This is a genomic window from Stenotrophomonas sp. (assembly GCF_059505245.1).
The window spans coordinates 186,425-208,129 of sequence record NZ_JCACKF010000002.1; the positions used below are offsets into that span (position 1 = coordinate 186,425).

Annotated in this window: 11 protein-coding genes and 1 tRNA gene; 4 read left to right on the top strand and 8 right to left on the bottom strand. The window is 65.2% G+C overall.

Translation table 11 applies throughout. The annotated features are described in order from the left end of the window. Positions 1 to 47: 47 nt before the first annotated feature. Positions 48 to 1,472 (bottom strand): short-chain fatty acid transporter, encoded by a 1,425-nt coding sequence (locus tag AC5JLE_RS01880; protein ID WP_014038818.1) that lies wholly within the window; start codon positions 1,470 to 1,472, stop codon positions 48 to 50. A gap of 271 nt (positions 1,473 to 1,743) precedes the next feature. After that, positions 1,744 to 2,637, bottom strand: a complete 894-nt coding sequence (gene ubiA / locus AC5JLE_RS01885; RefSeq protein WP_014648747.1) for a 4-hydroxybenzoate octaprenyltransferase — start codon at positions 2,635 to 2,637, stop codon at positions 1,744 to 1,746. Positions 2,638 to 2,786: 149 nt separating this feature from the next. Between ubiA and AC5JLE_RS01890 the strand changes: the two genes are divergently transcribed. Continuing rightward, positions 2,787 to 2,863: transfer RNA gene (locus tag AC5JLE_RS01890), tRNA-Arg, on the top strand. Positions 2,864 to 2,945: 82 nt separating this feature from the next. Here AC5JLE_RS01890 and AC5JLE_RS01895 read toward each other — a convergent pair. The 6 genes from AC5JLE_RS01895 to AC5JLE_RS01920 form a co-directional block, all read right to left on the bottom strand. After that, positions 2,946 to 3,395, bottom strand: a complete 450-nt coding sequence (locus tag AC5JLE_RS01895) for a hypothetical protein (protein ID WP_032967050.1) — start codon at positions 3,393 to 3,395, stop codon at positions 2,946 to 2,948. 103 nt (positions 3,396 to 3,498) lie between these two features. Further along, positions 3,499 to 3,888, bottom strand: coding sequence for a hypothetical protein (locus tag AC5JLE_RS01900; protein ID WP_227863710.1), 390 nt, complete (start codon positions 3,886 to 3,888; stop codon positions 3,499 to 3,501). A 1,126-nt stretch (positions 3,889 to 5,014) separates the two neighbouring features. Next, complete coding sequence (locus tag AC5JLE_RS01905; RefSeq protein ID WP_496064965.1) at positions 5,015 to 9,721, bottom strand: RHS repeat-associated core domain-containing protein; 4,707 nt, start codon at positions 9,719 to 9,721, stop codon at positions 5,015 to 5,017. Between the two features lie 317 nt (positions 9,722 to 10,038). Further along, positions 10,039 to 11,394 (bottom strand): Gfo/Idh/MocA family protein, encoded by a 1,356-nt coding sequence (locus tag AC5JLE_RS01910; RefSeq protein WP_075076247.1) that lies wholly within the window; start codon positions 11,392 to 11,394, stop codon positions 10,039 to 10,041. Between the two features lie 65 nt (positions 11,395 to 11,459). Then, positions 11,460 to 14,435, bottom strand: a complete 2,976-nt coding sequence (locus tag AC5JLE_RS01915; protein WP_496064966.1) for a TonB-dependent receptor domain-containing protein — start codon at positions 14,433 to 14,435, stop codon at positions 11,460 to 11,462. A 134-nt stretch (positions 14,436 to 14,569) separates the two neighbouring features. Further along, positions 14,570 to 17,929: a TIM-barrel domain-containing protein gene (locus AC5JLE_RS01920; RefSeq protein WP_496064967.1), complete on the bottom strand. Its 3,360-nt coding sequence runs from the start codon at positions 17,927 to 17,929 to the stop codon at positions 14,570 to 14,572. A gap of 321 nt (positions 17,930 to 18,250) precedes the next feature. Here AC5JLE_RS01920 and AC5JLE_RS01925 point away from each other — a divergent pair, with 321 nt between their 5' ends. Genes AC5JLE_RS01925 through AC5JLE_RS01935 form a run of 3 tightly spaced genes read left to right on the top strand, consistent with a single transcriptional unit; the run spans position 18,251 to position 21,687 of the window. Next, positions 18,251 to 19,405: an SIS domain-containing protein gene (locus tag AC5JLE_RS01925; RefSeq protein WP_046433031.1), complete on the top strand. Its 1,155-nt coding sequence runs from the start codon at positions 18,251 to 18,253 to the stop codon at positions 19,403 to 19,405. Next, positions 19,398 to 20,336: an ROK family protein gene (locus AC5JLE_RS01930; protein ID WP_046433033.1), complete on the top strand. Its 939-nt coding sequence runs from the start codon at positions 19,398 to 19,400 to the stop codon at positions 20,334 to 20,336. Before AC5JLE_RS01925 ends, AC5JLE_RS01930 begins: the two co-directional genes overlap by 8 nt. Before the next feature lie 16 nt (positions 20,337 to 20,352). Beyond that, on the top strand, positions 20,353 to 21,687 hold the full coding sequence (locus tag AC5JLE_RS01935; RefSeq protein WP_496064968.1) for a D-tagatose-bisphosphate aldolase, class II, non-catalytic subunit: 1,335 nt from the start codon (positions 20,353 to 20,355) through the stop codon (positions 21,685 to 21,687). Positions 21,688 to 21,705: the final 18 nt, after the last annotated feature.

The window sequence follows — 21,705 nt, forward strand, 5'->3', positions numbered from 1 at the left end:
CCATGCGGCTTTCAAAGCAGGAAGCCGCATGATCCGGGGATACTGGACTACGGCATCACCGGTGGCACATACGCCAGGGTCATGCCCAGCAGCCACAACAGGCCCAGCACCAGCGGGATGTGCACCAGCAATTGGATGAAGGTGAAGCCCACGATGTCGCGTGCCTTCAGGCCCAGCACGCCCAGCAGCGGCAGCATCCAGAACGGGTTGATCAGGTTGGGCAGGGCTTCGGCCGCGTTGTAGACCTGCACCGCCCAGCCCAGGTGCGCCTTCAGTTCGTTGGCGGCCTGCATCACGTACGGCGCCTCGATGATCCACTTGCCGCCACCGGACGGCACGAAGAAGCCCAGCACGGCCGAATAGACGCCCATCACCAGCGCGAACGAATCGGTGCTGGCCACGTGCACGAACAGGCTCGACAGCCGGTGCGCCAGGGTCTGCCCGTCACCGCCAGCGGCGTGGGTGAGGATCATCGCGATGCCGCCGTACAGCGGGAACTGGATCAGCACGCCGGTGGTACTCGGCACCGCCTTGGCCACCGCGTTGAGGAAGCTGCGCGGGCGCCAGTGCAGCAGCAGGCCCAACGAGATGAACAGGAAGTTGTAGGTATTGAGGTTGGCGATGGCGGTGATCACCGGCTTGTTGGCGAACTCGTTGAACAGCCAGCCGAACGCCAGCAGCGAGAGCAGCACGGTCAGCAGCGGGCTGTATTCCAGCCATTCGCCCGGGCGCGTGCGTCGCTGCAGCGGTTCCGGCTCGGCCTGTGCAGCACCGGGGAACTCCTCGGCGGTACGCGCACTACCCGCCGCGGGTGCCGTCAGCCAGGCGATCAGCAGCGAGACCAGGATCAGCACCGAGGTCAGCGCGATCGACTGCCACAGGAAGATGGTTTCGGTGAACGGCAGCACGCCGGTGATCTCCACCAGCCCCGGCGGCATGCTGGCCGGGTTGGCCTGCAGCTGTGCGGCCGAGGAACTGAGCCCCATTGCCCACACCGCACCCAGGCCGAGGTACGCCGAAGCACCGGCGGCGCGGTAGTCCATGCGCAGTTCGGTACGACGGGCCAGCGCACGCACCAGCAGGCCACCGAACACCAGCGAGAACCCCCAGCTGAGCAGCGAGGCGAGCATGCTGACCAGGCCCACGTACACCACCGCACCGCGGCCGGTACGCGGCACCCGGGCCAGGAAGTCGATGAAGCGCGCGACCACCGGCGCGGTGGCCACGGCGTAGCCACCGATGACCACGAAGGCCATCTGCATGGTGAAGGGAATCAGGCTCCAGAAGCCGTCACCGAAGGCGCTCGCGGTGGCCTGCGGGGTCGAGCCGAAGCCCATCGCCGCCAGCGCGACGATGACCACGCCCAGCACCGCGAATACGTACGCATCGGGGAACCACTTTTCCGCCCAGGCGGCCGAACGCAGCGCTGCGCGCGCCATCCAGCCGTCCTGTACTGCTGCCGTCGAGGCCATCGCCTACCCTCCCAGGTTCGATGGCCCGATTCTGGGCGGTGGGGTGCGGGCTGTCAGCCACCTATTGGTCGTAGGCGGCACAGAACGGTAGTGCCGGCCGCTGGCCGGCAACTTCGGGATCGCGCACGGGTGCAGCCGGCCAGCGGCCGGCTCTACCAGATCCAGGCATCATCGCAGGTGGTGGAAGGCGGTAGTGCCGGCCGCTGGCCGGCAACCTCGGGATCGCGCACGGGCGCAGCCGGCCAGCGGCCGGCTCTACCAGGCCTTGGGATCAACGCAGCGCCAGGTCCGCGGCGATGCCGGCAAACAGCGCGGCACCCACCCAGTTGTTGTGCAGGAACGCCTTGAAGCACGGGCCGCGTTCGCGGTTGCGGCAGATCCAGAACTCGTACACCACCAGCGCGGTGGCCACGGCCACGCCGGCCAGGTAGTACCCGCCCAGCCCGCCGCGCACGCCGACCAGCGCCATCGTGGCCAGGAACAGTGCGTACAGCACGCCCTGGATGACCAGGTCGAGATCCCCGAACAGGATCGCGGTGGAGTGCGAGCCCATCTTCAGGTCGTCCTCGCGGTCGACCATGGCGTACCAGGTGTCGTAGGCGGTGGACCACAGGATGTTGCCGGCGTACAGCAGCCAACCCAGCATCGGCACCTCGCCCTGCACGGCGGCGAAGGCCATCGGGATGCCCCAGCCAAACGACATGCCCAGGTAGACCTGCGGCAGGTGGGTGTAGCGCTTCAGGTACGGGTAGCTGGCCGCCAGGAACACGCCGATGAAGCTGAGGCCGATGGTCAGCCCGTTCAGGGTCAGCACCAGGCCGAACGCCACCAGCATCAGCACCGCGAACAGGGCGAGCGCAGCTCGGCCGCTGATTGCGCCGGTGGCCAGCGGACGCGCCTTGGTGCGTTCCACGTGCGGGTCGAGCCAGCGGTCGGCGTAGTCGTTGATGACGCAACCGGCCGAGCGGGTCAACCACACGCCGGCGGTGAACACGAACAGCGTCCACAGCGGCGGCAGGCCGCCGGCAGCCAGCCACAACGCCCACCAGGTGGGCCACAGCAGCAGCAACGTGCCGATCGGGCGATCAGCGCGCATCAGACTCCAGTAATGCCGCCAACGCGGCGTCGCCGGCGACTGCGGCGAAGTGAGGGGGGTATCAGCCATGGCGATAGGATACTCCTGCCCCTCCGGCAGGGCTTTGCCGGTGGGGGGAGATTTGTTCGGCGAAACTGGATAGAATGCCCGTCCCGCACCGCTTCATGGCGCTGCGATGCCCGCCCCGGCACTGGCCGACGGCGCGGCGGTTCTACAACGCGCCCGTAGCTCAGCCGGATAGAGTAGTGGCTTCCGAAGCCATTGGTCGGGGGTTCGAATCCCTCCGGGCGCGCCATTTTTCCTTCATTGCCTGTACGCAGCGTCCCAACCGGGCGATGCTGCGAAGTCGCAAGGAATCCGGCTCGCCGCCAGGAATGTCAGGGAATGAACGTTGCCGAGCGATGTTCGCAATCGGCAGCGTCCTGTACCACGATGGAGTAATTCGCGCCCGCGCTGGATGCGCCGGGCAGGAACAGGCCATCACCATCGAACAGAACGCTCTGCTGTTCATCCTGCCCGATCGACACCCCGATCGCTCCCGGTGTGATTTCCTCAAGGATCACGTTGTAAGGCCGCCAGGCATCTTCGCCTGTGCGCCTCATCTCTGCGCGAGCGGTCCTTGAGTTCAACCTGCGTCTCTCATCCACCCACAGCTGAAGCGGCTGACCAGCGTTGTGGCTGACCTGGAAGCGCCCATAGGTCAGCCCGTCGATGCTCTCGGTGCCGATGTAAGTGAATTGGGCCGGCTGACACTTCGTCGTGCGGTTCGGATGCGCCGCACAGGATGTCAGTGCGGCCGCGAGGCAAAAGGCAGTCAGGCGCTTCATGGGTTCGAGGCCTGATGTGGGTGGTTGTCGCGGCGGAATGCGGCGGTGAGGGCAACCAGCACTACGCCCCAGAGCGGCGTGAGCAGCACGACGCTGATCACCGTCAGCGAACCGGTACCTGCCAGAGCAGCGATGGCCTGAATCCGCTGAATCTGTAGGCTTCCAGTACAAGTACCACGACCTGGGCCAGAAGGCCCGCGAGCAGCCCCAAGCCAGCCCCCTTGGCAAGCCGCCTGAACGTCAGGCGGCCAGCGGCGGGAACCCGTGCGCCAATTCCCAGCAACAGAAGGCTGACGGCATACAGCCAGAAGAAAACCTGATGTGAGTCGAAGGCGTAAAGCGCCCTGCCCACAAAGTGCAGGAACAGCCAGAGTGCTCCACACGACACCGCGTAGGCCAACCCATACCGAAGAATCCGCCTGGCTTTCATCTTGTACCTCTCCGAGGCGTGCAGGCCGATCGCGTTCTGTTGTGGAGGAGCGCGGGAGCTCATGCACCTTGCCTCCTGCTTGGCGGCCTACTCACGCAGCCCATCGCGCAGCGCGCGAGAGTACTGCCTGCCCGAAGTCACTGTCGACACCGAACCGGGAAAGCAGTTCGCTGAGTACAGGATCCATGATGTTCATCGAGCTGCACGCACGGTAGAGCCCATTGCGTTGGCCCGATGGTGATCCGTCCTGTAATCCATCCCTTCGTCAGCTCCCTGCCGGCCTACATGCCCCGCAACCTGCCCCCGTTCAAGCCAAGCGGTGCGTGCGCCGTGGGGTGATGCCCTCAATCGATCAATGCGACACAACGGCCAATCGCTCCGCACCCACCATGGATTCGCATGAAAAAGAACAGCCCGTCCCCATCTGGCCTAGCGGTCTACTGTTACGCCTGTGATCGATAGCTCGATCGTCCCGGGAAGCTCTGCTCAAGAATCATGATTTGACAGGAATCAACCGGCCTTCCCAAGCGCCCTCTACTAGAAGTGCAATCTTCTGCGCCGACAGAGGCCTCAATGAAGACCACGGTGTCGTCAAGCCGCTCAACAGCTGCAATCTATGCCCCCGCCCTCAAACACACCAACAGAGCGCTCGCAAATGAAATTCCCACTTCCCTATTCCCACCTCAGACCCACACACATGAGAATCTTCAAAGCGCTCCTGAGCACCCTCCGAAGACCTTGGCAGGCCTCTTACTCAGGCTCACAGCAACCACTCGATGCACTTGCTCCCCACAACTTCCCATTACCCCGTACAAGATGAGAATTCCATTGTCATTTATGTAGCCGACAAAACTCCCGCCTCCTGCACCCGAGGCCGCTCTGACGAGATAAACAGTCTCCCCCTCTGCCGGCACTAACCCATTCAACTGTAGTGGCGCGAATTTCTCAGCAGCATCCGATGCTTGGATGATGCTCAAGTTCTGATCGAGCATCCACTGAGCAATCGATTTTTCGCTCTGCGGATTCAAGGTGGCCAAGCGGTCACTTCGAAGTGTCGTCGAGTTCCCAGGAATGATCTCATCCGATGAAACGTCCACCCAATCTGAGTTCCATTCAATGTGTTTGATCTGGCTAGTGCCACAGCCTCCGAGCAATGGAAGAAGGAGCGCAGCCACGCGTAGACTCACCATCATTTGCACCCCAACCGCTTCTTGATAGCGTCCCGAACCCTATCGTCTGGAACGCCAAGATGCTCTGCCATGATGTTTCCCTCCCACCCCGGAACGGGCTTAGTAGAACGAGATGGCGCCTGCGACACCACATCGTACATATCAAAACGACCATCGTACTTGAATTTCATCAAATGCCCTGCTTCGTGCGCAGCCGTCCACTCAGTGTTTCCTGCATACCATTTACCGACACTGCCTCCAGTTACGGTCGAAACCCCCCTCCCCAGCGGAACCTCAACACGGTTTAACCGACCTTTCTCCGGCTGGCTAACAGTCACTGTAAATCCGGGCGCAGACCAGGTCGATTCAATTGCATTTATCATTTTTCTCAAAGTCTCAGGAGTAGCTCCCTCACCACTGAAGCGAATAGGGATGTCGATATGAACTCCACCGTCCACGCAAGTGCAATTGGCCAGCAGTCCGAGCGGATCAACCGCCTGCACTGGATCAGCTGATACATAGGAGAAGGTAGATACCCCCCCGTCGAATCCCATCGGATCACTCTGCGAATAGCGCCCCGCTGCCGGGTCATACTCCCGCTGGTAGTTGTAGAACAACCCACTCGCATCCGTGGCCTGCTGGCCCGGGAATCGCAGCGCCAGCTCGAACGCCACACCATCGCCATCCGGATCAGCACTCGGAATCTGGTTACCGAACACCTCACTCTTGTTGCTCCACTCCCAGATCGCGACGTCCCGTACCGGATCGATCACCACGCGCGGCGTGCCCAGATGATCTGGTTGGACGTAGGCAAGTTCCGGCACGCCGGTGCCCGGCACGTTGATCAGCGCCACCGGGTAGTTATCCAGCCAGATGGCCTGCTGCTGCGCCTGCCCCGTGGCCGAGTAGTTGCCCAGCCACTGCCCTGCTTCGTTATACAGGGTGATCTGAGCAGCGCCACCGGCCGGGCTGCGCAGCACGCGCTCGCCGCGATGGTTGTAACCGTAGCTCTCCAGTGCGGCATTACCCTGCTTCACCGCGTTCATGCGATTGGCATCGCTGTAGGTGAACGTCTTGATGCCGATGCTGGTGGTGTTGCCCGCCGCGTCATGGTTGCGCGCTTCGCCGTCCACGGCGGTCAGCCGGTGGCTGGTTGCGGGATAGGTGTAGCTGGCAGTGCCCGCCGAAGTGGTCAGCGCGGTGCGATTGCCGGTGGCGTCATACGCATAGGTTTCAATCGGCGTGCCGGTCGCGCCGTCCTGGGTCTGGGTCAGGCGGCCCAGCGTGTCGTAGGCGTACTTGGCCAGCACCGTCGAACCTGCGCCGTTCTTCAGCTCGGTGATCGAACCGACCGGATCATAGCCATAGCCCAGCGACAGGCCGCCTGCGGCCGGGTCATGCACCGCCTGCGGGCGGTAATCCAGATCCAGCGGACGCTGCAGCTGGCGGCCGTTGCCGTAGGTCCAGCCGGTCGCCGGGCCGAAGGCCGCATAGGTCACGTTGTTCACCACGATCTGGCGCGCCTGGCCGGGGCGGGTCAGGCCGATCTGGCTGATGCGGCCCTGGGTATCGCGCACGTAGTCGGCCACGCTGCCGTCGGGGTAGGTCAACGCAGTCAGGCGACCCGACTTGCTGTAGGCATAGCGCAGTGTGCTGGCCACACCATTGACGGTCTGCACCTTGCGGGTGACCTGGCCGAAGCGGTCATGGCAGTACTGGGTGCTGCCATTGGCATGCAGCACCTGCCCCAGGCGTCCCTTGGCAAAGCGCTCGTCGGTGGCACAGACCGCTGGCGCCACGTCATAGCTGTAGCCCACGTCCAGATTGGGGTCCGGGTAGCCAATGCCGATCAGGCGGTTGAGTGCATCGTAGTGATAGGTAGCGGTGACGCCGCGCGCATCGGTGGCCGTCTTGCGATTGCCTGCCGCATCCACGGTGAAGCTGCTGGCGCCACTGTCCGGGCTGACCTGGCCGGTCAGGTCACCGAAACCGTTGTAGGCATAGGTGGTATGCAGGCCCTTCGGGTCAGTGACCTGGGTGACCTGGTCCAGCGCGTTGTACTGACTGCGGATCTCCGCCGCGACGCCACCCACATCCTGCAGGGACTGGGCCAGTCGGTTGAGCGGGTCGTACTGCTGGCTGGTCACGCGCTGCAGGGCGTCGGTCACGGTCTGCGGGTTGCCGTTGGCATCGTAGGCGAAGCCGGTGGCGTGATTGCCTGCGTCCTTCAATGCGGTCAGCTGGCCAAGCGTGTTGAAGGTCCGTGCCAGGGTCCGGCGCAGGGTGCCGCCAGTGTCCAGCGTGTCCTCCTTGAGGCGGTTGCCGGCGTTGTCCAGCGCATAGTGAATGGTGTTGCCGCTGTTGTCCGCAATATCGGTCAAGCGCTGGGCGGCGTCATAGACATAGGTGACACTGCTGCCGTCCGGCTCGGTGACCTGCTGCACCTGGCCGGTCGGCCAGTAGCTGATCTGGGTCACCCGGTCCTCGGCTGTGGTGGCACCGCGCACGGTGACCGAGGTCGGCCAGCCACGGGCATGGTAGGTGTAGGCGGTGATCACGCCATTGGCATCCTTCGCCGACAACGGCCGCCCGAGTGCGTCGTAGGCCAAGGTCTCGACCGTCTGGCCCAGCGCATTGGTCACACTGCGCAGGTCACCCTTGCGATAACTGCAGGCACCATTGGTCGCGCATCCCGCGTCGTCCGCGGTGTAGTAGGCATAGGTGGAGATATCCGCCACATCACTGCGTGGGCCATCCACGCTACGCAGCAGTCCCACCAGCGGGCACTCCGGCCCTTCGGCCTCACAGTAGGTCTGCGTGGTGATGCGGGTATCACCGGTCACCATGTCGCGCACGGTGATGGTGGTTGGCTGGAGGCGCGCATTGCGTGCGATGCGGACCTCACGGTTACCGACGGTCTGCTGCACCAGCCGATTGCTGTCCATGGCCACGCGCGTTTCGCTGACGCGCTGATCCGGAGTACCGGCCGCTTCGGTGGTGGTGGTCACGCTGACGGCGCCTGCGGCAGCATCGCTTGCCTCGGCATAGGCGTAGCTGGTGACGACACCACGGCGATCGGTCACCGACTGCAGCCGACGCCGGAAATCGGTGCCCTCGGGCAGATAGGAGCGAGTGATGCTGCCGTTGCTTTCGGTGATGCCATTGACCTTGCGCGGAAGGCCGCTGGTACCGCTGGCGGTCAATGCGTACGTACTCTGCTTGCCCAGTGCGTCGGTGACGATGGTGGTGCCTGCCGGGGTGTACTCCAGGCGCACGCCATCAATGCCCACGTCGGCTTGACTGCAATCACCGGAATGGCGGCTGCAGCTGACCCGCCCCTTGGCGTCATAGCCAAACCAGCTGTAGCGCCGGGTGTCTTCGGCGGTCACGCCCGTCAGGTAGCCCGGGAAACGTGTGTCCTCATAGTGGTATGTACGGCTGGCGCCGTCTGCATAGGTCGCGGTGATCAGTTCCCCGGCCGGAGAATAGGCGTAGCTCACCACAGGCTGGCCGGCGATCACCAGGGCCGAGATCAGTGAATCGTCGCCCGGCGCGAGGTACTGGACATCCACGCGCCGACCGGTTGAATGGGTGATGCTGAGCAGGCGGCCGCGGCTGTCGTGTGCATAGGTCAGCGAAGTACCGTCTTCGAAATCACGGCGCTGCATCAAGCCATCAGCATCAAAAAAAATGCGCTCTTCGGCACGTGAAAGTTGCCAGTTGGTGCCCTGCTGGACCGCGCGATCGCCGCTTCCGTCCATGGCTTCGTAGCTTGCCCCCACTTTCTGGAATGCGGTCTGCCCGCCATCGGCGCCGATCAGCCCAACTTTCAGTTCGGAGCTGGGAGGGAAGGTGGAATCGTCTACGCCTGTGGTAAGCCGCAGATTGTGGGAATGGGTCCAGCCCGTACCCAACGCGCCACCCGCCGTGCTCGTCAGGGAGTGATAGTGGCGTTGGAAGCTCACCCATCCAAGGTTGAAATCCGGCTCAGGCTGGGATTTATCGCCAGTGGTCGGATCACACGGGTTACCAACAGGACACTGCTGCGGCGGCAGCGGCCCGCTTGTGTAGGAGAGCATGGGCGACATGTGCGGCTCGTCCTGCTGGACCAGAGAGCACATCTGCAGGGCCTCATTCCACGTCAGGGACGGTCGATTCGGACAAAGCGCCGTTCTGGCCCGGCGCACATGCTCCCACCCCACTATCGACGAGCATTCTTGAGTGCTCTGATGATAGAAGTTCAAGGTGTAATGGAAATCCTTCTCCTCGTTGGTCACGCTACCGTCGTCGCCCCTGCCAAGTCCAAGGAGCTCCACCCAAGGATCCTCCGTGAGTGAAGTCGCCGGGCACTGCGGGTCGCTGACGCGGGTAGCGAGGATCACGCTACGAATCTGATCTTCGGAGGAGTACTCCTGCCCTGAGTGGATGTAGACCCAGTCGGTAGCAACGATCTTCTCGGGTCTCACCCGGTAATCGTAGATGACCTTCTTTCCAAGGACGCGTTGGCGTTTGACATGCCAATCGAAGGGTTTGTCCTTTTCGTACTGGGAAAAGAGCGACTTGATGTCCTTCTGCACCGCCGCTTCGGTGGCTCGCGGCTGGCCCATCGACAGGTAGCTCTCCCACTTCTTCTGCACCTCCTGCGCCTGCGCAGCCCAAGGAGCCAAGCTCCCTAGCGCGATCATCGCCAGTGCGGCACACGAAATGGTCTTCAGTCGTTCCAACATCCCTGTTCTCCTTCCTGGACGAACACAGCTCCGGCGGGAACGAGAACGTGGGGCAGCTGCCTCACCACGTCATGCTTCGGATCGTCCCTGGTCCGGAATGCGGCCATGACCGCACGGGGAACGTTATCTCCGATGTGGTTTACACATTCAAGTCAGAAACTGTGGAGTGGGTCGGATTTCAGAGTTTTCTGATAAAGCGAGCGACCGACCGAACAAGCAGCCGGGCGTGGGCTCGGCTCTACAAGACGAATGCTTCCAGAAACGGAAACACCGGGCAGTGCCCGGCGTCTCCGTCACAGCGTGGAAGGGTGTAAACCTCAATACTTACCGTCGAACGCGAAGATCGGCTTGCGCGTCTTCCACGCACCAGCAGTAAAGTCCGGGAACTCCAGCGTCTGGAAGCTGTTGGCGATCGACTGCTCGCTCAACGGGGTGATCGCACTCCAGGTCACCGCGTCGTAGATGTCGATCGGCATCGGTGCCTTGGCCTTCAGTGCTTCAACAAATGCATGGATGACGAACCAGTCCATGCCACCGTGGCCGGCGCTGGCGGCGGTGTCGGCATTCTGCTTCCACAGCGGGTGTTCGTACTCGTCCTGGTACTTCTTGAACTCCTCCCACTGGTGCGGCGGGCTGCGGCCTTCGATGTGGATCGAATGGTTGACGTCCATCCACAGGCCCTTGGTGCCCTGCACGCGGAAGCCCATCGAGTACGGGCGCGGCAGCGAGGTGTCGTGCTGCAGCAGGATGGTCTCGCCGTTCTCGCAGGCCAGCGTGGTGGTCACGATGTCGCCGAGCTTGAACTTCACCTTGGTGCTGGGGTGGGTGGTGCCGCCACTCTTGGCCACGGTGTATTCGTGCAGGCCGCGTGCCTTGGTCGCGAAGGCGTTGATGTGGGTGAAGCGGTTGCCACGGTTGATGCCGGTGTACATCGCGCACGGGCCGATGCCGTGGCTGGGATACAGCTCGCCGTTGCGCTCCACCGAATGCTCGGTGCGCCAGCGTGCTTCGCTCCAGCCCTTGGGACCGAACTCCACGCCGCTGTCGTAGGGCTGGTTGGGATCGCCGGAATTGAACTTCACGCCGCGCAGGTCGTGCTGGTAGCCGGCCTGCAGATGCACCAGTTCGCCGAACAGCCCCTGGCGCACCATCTGCAACGCCGCCATCACGTCGCGACGGTAGCAGACGTTCTCCAGCAGCATGTACGGGGTGCCGGTGCTCAGCTGGGTCTTCAGCACGTCCCAGTGGTCCTGCAGGGTGATGCCGGCCACCACTTCGCAGCCGACGGCCACGCCGGCCTGCATCGCGGCTATCGACATCGGTGCGTGGTATTCCCACGGCGTGGCGATGATCACGCCATCGATGCCCTTCTGTTCCAGCAGGCGCTTCCACGCGTTGGTGTCGCGGTCCTGGCCATAGGTCTTCGGCGCGGGCTTGCCGGCCTTCGCCACCATCTCTGTGGCACGGCCCAGCATGATCGGCTCGATGTCGCACAGGGCAACCACTTCGACGTCGTCGCGACGCACCAGCTCCTTCAGCAGCACCAGCCCGCGCATGCCGGTGCCGATCATGGCCAGACGCACCTTGCGTCCGCGTGCCCAGGCGGGGGTCTGCGGCAGCAGGCTGCTGGCGGCAACAGCGGCACTGGCCGCGATGAATTCCCTACGCTTCATGGCAAACATCTCTCCTCTTGGCAGCGTGCCGGCCGCAGCCGGCACGCCAGGTCACGCAAACGGAATTACTTGAACCGGTAGCCGATGGTCACACTGTAACCACGGCCGAAGATGGTTGCGTAGTCACTGGAGTCACCCAGGAAGCTGTTCGGGTCGTAGAACGGCAGGCGGTTGAACAGGTTCTTGACGGTGAAGCTCAGGTTCCACGCATCATCCGGGCGCCAGGTGACGCTCATGTTGGCGGTCCACCACGACGGTGCACCATCGCACTTGCTCTTCTGCAGGGCCAGGTAGCCGCCGGTGCAGGTTTCCTTGTTGTTGCTCTCTTCGTCGATCTGGTCGGTGGCCCACTTGGTGCCGCCGACATAGTTGACGAACATGCTGGTGGTCACCTGCTTGTAGGTCCAGTCGGCATTGAGCGTGGCACGCAGGCGCGGGTTGTTGTAGTAGCCCACCACGTCGCCGTAGTACCAGCCGTTCTCGGCGTCCATGTAGAAGCGGTTGCGGTTGGCGATGGTGGCGGCCAGGCCGATGTTCAGGTTGCCCCAGTCGCCCAGCGAGAAGCGGCTGCGCGCGTCGATGTCGAAGCCATCGATCAGGGTCTTGCCGCGATTCTTGTACTGGCCAACCACGCTGGCGACGTTGCCTGCCGAGTAGCCCGGCAGAGTGGCCGGGCAGTTCACGCCACTGGCCGGATCGGCGCACATTGCCGCCAGCTGGGCCAGGTTGGCACGGTCGCTGTCGGTGATCGGCGAGCGCGACATCGAGATGATGTCTTCCATGCGGCGATAGTCCGGCGCGACGATTTCATTGTTGCGGTAGATGAACCAGTAGTCGGCCGACACCGACAGCCAGCTCGCCGGCTCGTAGACAAAGCCGAGGGTGGCGATCTTCGCCTTCTCCGGCTTCAGGTCCTTGTTCGGCTGGGTCATGCGCGCGACGGTACGGCTGCAATCGACGTTCAGCAGGCTCTTGCCCAAATCGACATCGCCCGGCCGCTGCGACTTCAGCAGCAGGTTGGCGATGGCATTGGTCTCGCCGCAGCGCAGCTCGTCACGGAAGCCGCCGAGCTGGGCGAACACGCCACCGTTGCCGGACTCGGCCAGGCTCGGTGCGCGGAAGCCGGTGGAGTAGGTACCGCGCAGCATCAGCTGGTCGAACGCCTGGTACTTGAAGCCGATCTTGGGCGCGATGTTGGCGCTGAAGTTCGGATACTTGTCCACACGCACTGCGGCATCCAGCTCCAGCTTGTCGGTGATCGGCGCCACGGTCTCGGCGAACAGCGCGTAGGTGTTGCGCTTGCCGTCGAACCACGAGCCGCCCTGCTGGGTGATCAGGCCATTGGCCGCATCGGCGTTGCCCGGGGTGTAGAAGGTCTCACGGCTGGCGTTGAAACCGAACGCGGCGCGCATCTCGCCGGCCGGCAGCTGGAACAGCGGTCCTTCGATCTTGCCGTCCAGGGTATGCAGGCGGGTCCACGACTGGATGTCGAAGGTCGGGAACGCTTCACGGATCAACGCGGCGTTGGCTTCGCTGATCTCGCCGAACTTGTAAGCCGGGTGGTCGGAGATGATCACCCGACCGGTGCCCGGATCGATCGTGTATGGGCCGAAGGCCTTCTCGAAGCCCTTGGTGTTGACGTTGATCGTCTGGTAGGTGGTGGAGTGGGTACCCGCGCTGGCGAATGCGGTTTCCCAGTTCCAGTCGCCCCGGTTGCCACGCGCACCGGCCAGCACGCGGTAGCTCTTGTCAGTGTTGCGCTGGCCGAAGTAGTTCGCGCCGGCATCCTGCAGCAGGTAGTTCAGGCCGACCACGCCGCCCATCATGGCCCTCAACTGCGGGCTGGCGTGGTTGTACTCGTTGTTCGGGCCCAGGAACGGGTACAGGAACTGGTTGACGGTGTTGCCGGTGTTGCGCGAGAACCAGCTGGTCGGGTTGCCGGTCGTGGTGCCATAGGTGCGCGGCGTGCCGCCGTTGGCGCGCAGGTCGATGTCGGTATAGGTCGCCTCGGCGAAGATCTCGGTGTTGTCACCGACCAGGAAGGTGCCGTTGAGGTAGGCGGTGTTGCGCTCGGACTTGGCGCCGGCATCGATCTCGTTGTTCATCCAGGTTTCCCAGACGCAACGCGGGCCGGCCGCTTCACTGGTCAGCACGTTCCTGCAGCCCGGCGCAGCTTCCTGCACGCGGCGGCCGGTGACCGGATCGAAGGCGAAGTAGGTGCCCGGGTTGAACTCGCCCGGCTTGCTGCCCACGCCCAGGCGCAGGTTGTTGAGGTAGTTCGGGTTGTTGACGTAGTACTGGTCCGGACGCTTGTCGTAGAAATCGCTCAGCGGAATCGCGTCGCGACGGTACATGTTGACCGCGCCATAGATATTGAAGCGGTTCTCGGCCAGGTCACCGAAGCCGGCGGTGATGCTGGCCTGGCGCTCACCGTAGGAATCGATGCGCGAGGAGGTGTCGTTGGTGAAGCTGATCTCGGCACCCTGGAAGTTGCGCTTGGTGATCACGTTGATCACGCCGGCCACCGCGTCGGTACCGTACACGGCCGACGCGCCGTCGGTCAGCACTTCCATGCGCTCGATGGCCGCCGCCGGGATCGCATCGATGTTGACGAACTGGGTCTGGAAGCCGGCCGGCGCACCGTAGTACGACAGGCGGCGACCGTTCAGCAGCACCAGCGTGCCCTGGGCACCGAGGCCGCGCAGATTGGCCTGCGAGGCACCGTCGGAACCGGTGAACAGCGAGCGCGCGTCCTGCTGCGCCGGGCGGGCGGCCGGCAGGTTGTCGAGCACCTGCAGCAGCGTGCGCGCACCCATGTTCTGGATGTCCTGCTTGCTGATCACCTGCACCGGCGAGGCGGTTTCAACGTCGGTGCGGCGGATGTTGGAGCCGGTGACCTCGATGCGGGCCAGGTCGGTGGCGTTGTCCTTGCTCTCCTGGGCGAAGGCAGGAGCGGCAAGCGAGAACAGCGCGCCGGCAATGGCCAGCGTCAGCGGAGCGATCGGGCGGCAGGGGGGGCGGTGGTGGCGGGCGGGCAACATCGGGGTTCTCTCCTGGCAAGGGTGCGGCGCAACTGGGTGAGCGCGTGGGCGTTCGGCGGGCAAAACGCTCCCGGGCCACGGCCATGAGGGCCGTAGTCGGGATGGGGCGGGGAAGGAGCGGTGTTACGTGGGGGTCATGGGGCGACGATGCTGGCGGAGTCGCCCTCCTGGCCGATCAGTACGGCGTTGGCCCAGTTGGCGCAGACCTGGGCGGGTTGACTGCCCTGCGCACCCAGCGTGCGCAGGCTCAGGGTGGAAAGGCCACGGATGTCCAGCTCCGGCTTGACCACGCCGGGTGCCTTGACCAGGCCGCTGTCGTACAGCAGGCGGTTGTCACCCCAGACCTGGAACTGCAGGCCGCCGGCGCTGCGGCAGGCGTCGTCGATGCCGAGGTCGGCACGCAGCAGGTGCCAGCCGCCCTGCAGGCGCAGGTCGATGCGGCTGTTGGCGCCGACCCCCAGGCCACGGCGGAACTGCAGGCCGTTCATGCGCATGCCGGCGTCGCCACGGAAGGACTGGTCGGTACGCAGCTGGCTGGCCAGCGCGGCCGGCACCGGCAGCTCGGAGAGATAGCGCTGCCGGGCCGGTCGCTCCGGTTCCTGGTGTTCGAGAATGTGGAAGGTGGACAGGGCGATCGGGCCGACATCGCGCGGCTGCAGTGCATCGAACGCGCGGGCGCTGCCCTGTGCGGCGGTGACCATCGGGTCGGTGCTGCTGGCGCCGTCGCCTTCGGGGTTCTGCACGCTCAGCACGCGGAAGCGCAGCAGGCGGCCGGCGTGGGCCGGGAAGTCGATGCGCTGCACGCCTTCCTTCAACTGCAGGCGGCCACGGGCGATCGGCTCGCCCCACTCACCGTTGCTGTCGCCCAGGTAGACCTCATAGTCACGTACCTGCCCGTGCTTCCAGTTCTTGTCATTGCGTGGCGCGATGTCGATGCCATCGATCATCTTCCGCTCGCCGAAGCCGATCACCCACTCGTGGGCGCCGGTGCGCACGGCCTGGTTGCGCACGCTGCGGAACCAGGTGGCCGGATCGTCGTCGAAAGCATTTTCCAACGCATGGCCAGGCTCTTCGGCCGGGCGGTTGACCACCAGCAGGCTGTCGGCCGGCAGTTCGCGGCCCAGCACCGGTGCGGCCGGATAGGCATCATCGGTGGCTGCGGCAGCGACTGCGAAGTCCAGCTGCAGCTGCAGTGGCTGGCGGATATCCTGGGTGGCAGTGCGCACATGCACGCTGCCGCGGCGGTCCTTGGCATCGAAGTACCAGCCCTCGTTGGCGCTGTTGAAGGCGGCAGCATCGGCCAGCGCCGGCAGCGCGCGGCCACCGGCCTGCACCGCACGTGGTGCCTGCCGGCTGAGTACGCGCAGGCCGTAGCGGCGCTGCGCCAGCTGGCCGTTGTACTGGCCCTGCACGGCGTCGATCTGCACCTGCACCGGGCCACTGCCCTGCGCCGGCGCCTGCACGCGGATTACCTGCGTGCTCGACTCGCCCTGCTGATAGCGGCGCGTGTTGCCATCGTCTTCGTACAACGTGTACTGCGAGTCGCCCTGCGGGTACAGGTCGAAGGTCACTTCATCGAGCGGTTTTTCGCCATCGAACAGCATCGACGGGTACATCGGCAGGATCGCACCGGCACGCACGAACACCGGCAGCGTGGCCAGGTCCACCTGGCGGTCGAGCTGGCGGCCATCGGCGGCGGCCTGCACGCGACGGCCATCCCAGTAGTCGATCCAGCCGCCGGCCGGCAGGTGGATGTCGCGGCGCCAGCCACGGCTGGCGGCCTGGCTGCGGTACACCGGCGCCACCAGCAGGTCGCGGCCGAGCAGGAACTGGTACTTGTAGGTTTCATCCTGCGCATGCGGATCGCGCGGGTTGTCCCACATAAGGCCACGCACCGGCGGTGCACCGGTCTGCGCGGCCTCGTGCACCAGCCCATACATGTATGGCGTCAGGCGCATCTTCAACTTCAGGTAGTCGCGGTTGATGCTGCGGTAGGGCTCGTCGTACCACCACGGGTGCTTGCGCGCGTTCGACGACCAGCCGCTCATGCCCATCAGCACCGGCGTGAACGCCTTCCACTGCAGGTCGCGGGTGAAGGTCTCGGCGCTTCCGCCGAAGATCGCATCCACATCGCCGCTGGCGTAGGCCATGCCGGACAGGCCCGAACCGACCAGGGTCGGCACGTGCCAGCGGATGTAATCCCAGCTGCTGCTCTGGTCGCCGGTCCATGCCACCGCGTAGCGCTGGATGCCGGCCCAGCCCATCACCGTCCACAGGAACGGGCGCGAATCGGAATTGTCGAGGATGCCGTTGAATGCCTGGCGGTTGGCGTCCATCGCGAACTGGTAGCCCTTGCCGGTCCAGGCCACGTCCAGCTTCTGCACGCGGCTGCCGGCCTTGCCCACTTCCCACGCGATCTTGTCGACGCCGTTCTCGGTCCACAGGCCGGTGCGGAAGCCGTAGCCGGCCAGCCCCTTCACCGTTTCCGGCAGCTGCTTGTAGCCGCAGCCGTAGCCATCGTTGGGCAGGATCCAGCCACCGGGCATGTCGTGGGCGCGGTACTGCTTGGCCACGCTGTCGATCACATCGGGCGTGGTGCCGGTCGGGCCGTCGCTCCAGCCTTCGGGCACGGTGCCGGGCTTCCTGCTGTTGTCGCCGTCGTTGTAGCAATCGGCATCGCCGTAGGACAGCGCCCAGCGCGCGACCATGTTGGGGCGGCCGGTCAGCTGGGTGTAGCGTTCGATCAGCTTGGGCAGGTCGGCGCCCACGAAGTAGTACGCATCGAAGCGGTCTTCGCGATGCAGCAGCGTGGCCTGGTCGCTCTGGCGCAGGTCGTAGCTGCCATCGCTCCATGTATTGCGCAGCATGCCCCAGCCACGGCTGCTCAGCAGCATCGGCGCCGGGCTCGGCCGATCACCTTCTTCCCAGCCACCGGAATAGGACACCTCCAGCTCGCGGCCCTTGAACTGGTAACGGCCGTTCTGCTGGCCACCACCGAAGTAGCCCTCATCGGCCTGCGAGGACAGCACCTGCACGCTCTGCGTGGCATCCAGGTCCAGCGGTTGCAGTTCCTGCCACAGCGCGGTGGGCTGGCCATTGTCCAGCCGTTCCAGGCGCAGGCGCAGCGGCTGCCGCTGTACATGCAGTACCAGTGCCTCGGTACGCACGCGGATTTCCTGTGCGTCTTCTTCCAGCTGCGCCTGCACGCTCGCCTTGGGCTGCGGCAGCACGATCGGCGCGGCCTTGTCGCCGGCGCCGGTCAACGTGCCGTTGCGGCCGGCCTGCACGCGGATGATGTCGGTCGCCGGCAGTTCAATGCGGATGCGCGCGCCCTTGTCGGTCTGCAGGTCCCAGCCCTGCACGCCGTCGCGGCTGGCGCTGGCGCTGACCGTACGCAGGTTGCCGACCGGCTCGGCGCGGGCCGTCATGGACGCCAGCATCAAGGCCGGCACCAGGGCCAGCATCAGCGGCGAGCGACGAACGCAGTTTTCCACGCGGACTCCCAACCCGTTCACCGGGCGTTTCGAAAGCGGTTGGGCCGACTCTAGGGCAGCGATTCGAAAGATGTCAACAAATTGAAAGGAAAAAGGAAGATATATTCCATTGAAACGAAAGTTGCTGCGCCGCAATACTTTGTGTAAACGCTTGCAGGTGCCTGTTAAGCATTGTGCGATACGGCATTCATTCGGTCCTTTCGTTTTTCCCGGCATCGCGCGCAAGGCAAAGCCACCCACCTTTTTCTTTCTTTTTACTTTCGATGTTTGACATTTCGAAAGAAAACGCAGATGGTGCGCTGGCCCAACTGGAACCTCCGAATGGACGTCACCCTGCTTTCCGATGTGTCCGCCTGGCAGCGCCTTGGCGGAGCCGATACCGCTACCGAAATCGCCCAGCAGCCTGCGCTGTGGGACGCCCTCGCACAGGACCTGTCGCGTGCCCGCGACCGCCTGCAGGCCTTCCTCGGCGACAGCCTCAACGATCCCAACCAGCGCGTGCTGTTCACCGGCGCCGGCAGCTCCGGCTTCATCGCCGAAATGGTGGCCGACGCGATCAACGCACAATGGCCTGCCGAGGTGCGCGTGGTGCACACCACCAGCCTGCTGACCCACCCGGCGCTGTACCTGCAGCGCGACCGTCCGACCCTGCTGGTCTCGTTCGGCCGCAGTGGCTCCAGCCCGGAGAGCGTGGCGGCGGTTGACCGCGTGCGCAGCGACGTGGATGACGCGCGCTTCCTCGACATCACCTGCAACGCCGATGGCGAGCTGGCCCGCCGTGGCGCCGGCCGTGCCGACACCTGCACCCTGCTGATGCCGTCGGCCAGCTGCGACCGCGCCTTCGCCATGACCAGCAGCCTGACCTGCATGCTGCTGGCCGCGCTGACCGTGTTCGATCGTTCGCCGTGGGATGCGCGCGTGACGCGCCTGAAGCAGATCGCCGCACTGGCCCGCGAAGGCCTGGCGCAGTGGGATGCACCGGTGGCGACACTGGCGCAGCGCCCGTTCAACCGCATCATCTACCTCGGCAGCGGCCCGCTGGAAGCACTGGCACGCGAGTGCGCGCTGAAGGTGCTGGAGCTCACCGCTGGCCGCGTACTGGCGCTGGCCAACACACCCCTGGGCTTCCGTCATGGCCCGAAGTCGACGCTGGATGGCAACACCCTGGTGGTGGTGCTGCGCAGCGTGCAGCCGCTGGCGCGCCGCTACGAACAGGACCTGCTGGAAGAACTGCGCCGCGACGGCGTGGCCGGCCAGGTGCTGGCGATCGGTCCGCATTCGGACATCGGCGCCGACGACGAATACACCCTCACCGTGCCGGCACTGGACGATCCGTGGCTGGCACCGGTGTGGCTGGGTTTTGCGCAGCTGTTCGCACTGCAGCGCTCGGCCGCGCTGGGCCTGACCCCGGACAACCCGTTCCCGGACGGCACCGTCAACCGCGTCGTCAAGGGCGTCACCATCCACCATGGCTGAGCTGATCGCCCACGCCTGCTACGGCATCGACATCGGCGGCACCAAGATCGAGCTGGTGGCGTGCGATGTGGCGATGCAGGTTACCTGGCGCCGCCGCGTGGCCACCCCACAGGGTGACTACGACGGTTTCCTGCAGGCAGTCGTGGCGCTGGTCGCCGAGGCCGATGCCGCACTGGGCCGCAGTGATGCGGCGATCGGCATCGCCCTGCCCGGCGTGCGCGACCGCCGCAGCGGCCGCCAGCTCAGCGCGAACGTGCCTGCGTTGACCGGCCACAGCGTGGCCGCGGACCTGCAGGCGCGGCTGCAACGCCCGCTGCATTTCGGCAACGACCTGCAGTGTTTTGCCCTGTCTGAAGCACACGGCGGTGCCGCCGACGGCTACCCCAGCATGTTCGGCGCCATCCTCGGCACCGGTGCTGGCGGTGGTTTCTGCGTGCAGGGCCGCCTGCTGACCGGTTTCAACGGGCTGGCCGGCGAATGGGGCCACTGGAGCGTGCCCGGTCATCTGCTGCAGCGCCACGGCCTGCCGCTGATCGACTGCGCCTGCGGCCTGCAGGGCTGCGTGGAGCGTTATGTGTCCGGCAGTGGCGTGGCGATGATCGAGCGCCACCTTGGTGGCAGCGCCGCCGACGCCAGCGCGGTGATCGCCCTGGCCGAAGCCGGTGATGCCCGCGCGCGCAAGGCGCTGGACATCCATCGCGACCTGCTCGGCCACAGCCTGGCCGCGCTGGTGCTGGCGCTGGACCCGCACGTGATCGTGCTCGGCGGCGGCCTTTCGCAGTACGCGCCGCTGTACCAGCACCTGCCCGCCGCCATCGCCGCCCACCTGTTCAAGGGTGTGCAGGTGCCACCGATCGTGCCGCCACGCTTCGGCGATGCCGGTGGCGCACGTGGTGCCGCCCTGCTCGCCTGCCAACCCTCGTTTTCCTGATGTCCGGAGCCTGACCATGTCCCCGTTGCAGACCCTGCTTGCTTCCCACCGCGCCGGTGCCAATGTCGGCCTGTACAGCGTCTGCTGCAGCAACGAGCAGGTGCTGCGCGCGGCCATGCACGTGGCACAGGCACATGGCACCGTGCTGCTGGTCGAGGCCACCTCCAACCAGGTCGACCAGTTCGGCGGCTACACCGGCATGACCCCGCCGCAGTACCGCGATTACGTCGGCACCCTGGCCGATGAGGAAGGCTTCCCACGCGAACGGCTGATCCTGGGCGGCGACCATCTCGGCCCGAATGCTTGGCAGAAGCGCCCGGCGGCCGAAGCGATGACCCACGCGCGCGTGCTGATCGAAGCCTACATCGCCGCCGGTTTCCACAAGATCCACCTCGACTGCAGCATGTCCTGCGCCGATGACCCGGTGCCGCTGCCCGATGCCATCGTCGCTGCGCGTTCGGCCGAGCTTGCCGAGATCGCCGAACGCACCGCCGCCGAACACGGCCTGCCGCCGCCGGTCTACGTGATCGGTACCGAGGTGCCGATTCCCGGCGGCGAAGCCTCGCTGGCCGAAGGCCTGCAGGTGACCACGCCGGCTGCCGCCGCGCAGACCCTGGCCATCCACCAGCAGGCGTTCGACACGCCACAGCTGCGCGATGCGTGGCAGCGCGTGATCGCGATGGTGGTGCAGCCGGGCGTGGACTTCGACCACAGCAGCGTGCATGAGTACAACCCGGACGCCGCCCATGCGCTGGCCGACTTCCTCGAGCGGCAGCCGCGCATCGTGTTCGAAGCACATTCCACCGACTACCAGCGCGAAAGCGGCCTGCATGCGCTGGTACGCGACCACTTCGCCATCCTCAAGGTCGGCCCAGCGGCCACCTTCGCCTACCGCGAGGCGCTGTTCGCGCTGGCCGCGATCGAGGCCGAACTGCTGCCGGCCGCACAGTGCTCGCGCCTGCCGCAGGTGCTGGACGAGGTGATGGTGGCGCAGCCGAAGTACTGGCAGTCCTACTACCAGGGCGATGCCGCCGCGCTGCGCCTGCTGCGCCGTTATTCCTTCAGCGACCGCTGCCGCTACTACTGGGGCGAGCCGGCGCTGGTACAGGCGGTGCAGACCCTGTTCGCCAACCTGGAGCAGCATGCGCCGCCGCTGGTGCTGCTCAGCCAGTACCTGCCGGAGCAGTACCGCGCCGTGCGCGAAGGCAGCCTGGCCAACACCCCCACCGCGCTGGTGCAGCACCGCATCGGCCTGTGCCTGGGTGAGTACGCCCGTGCCTGCAGCGCCAACCAGGCCGGACCCCGCACGCAGAACGCAGGTTCGGCTGCCGGCGTTCCTGCGAACGGCTAATCTCTACCTTTTCCCGCA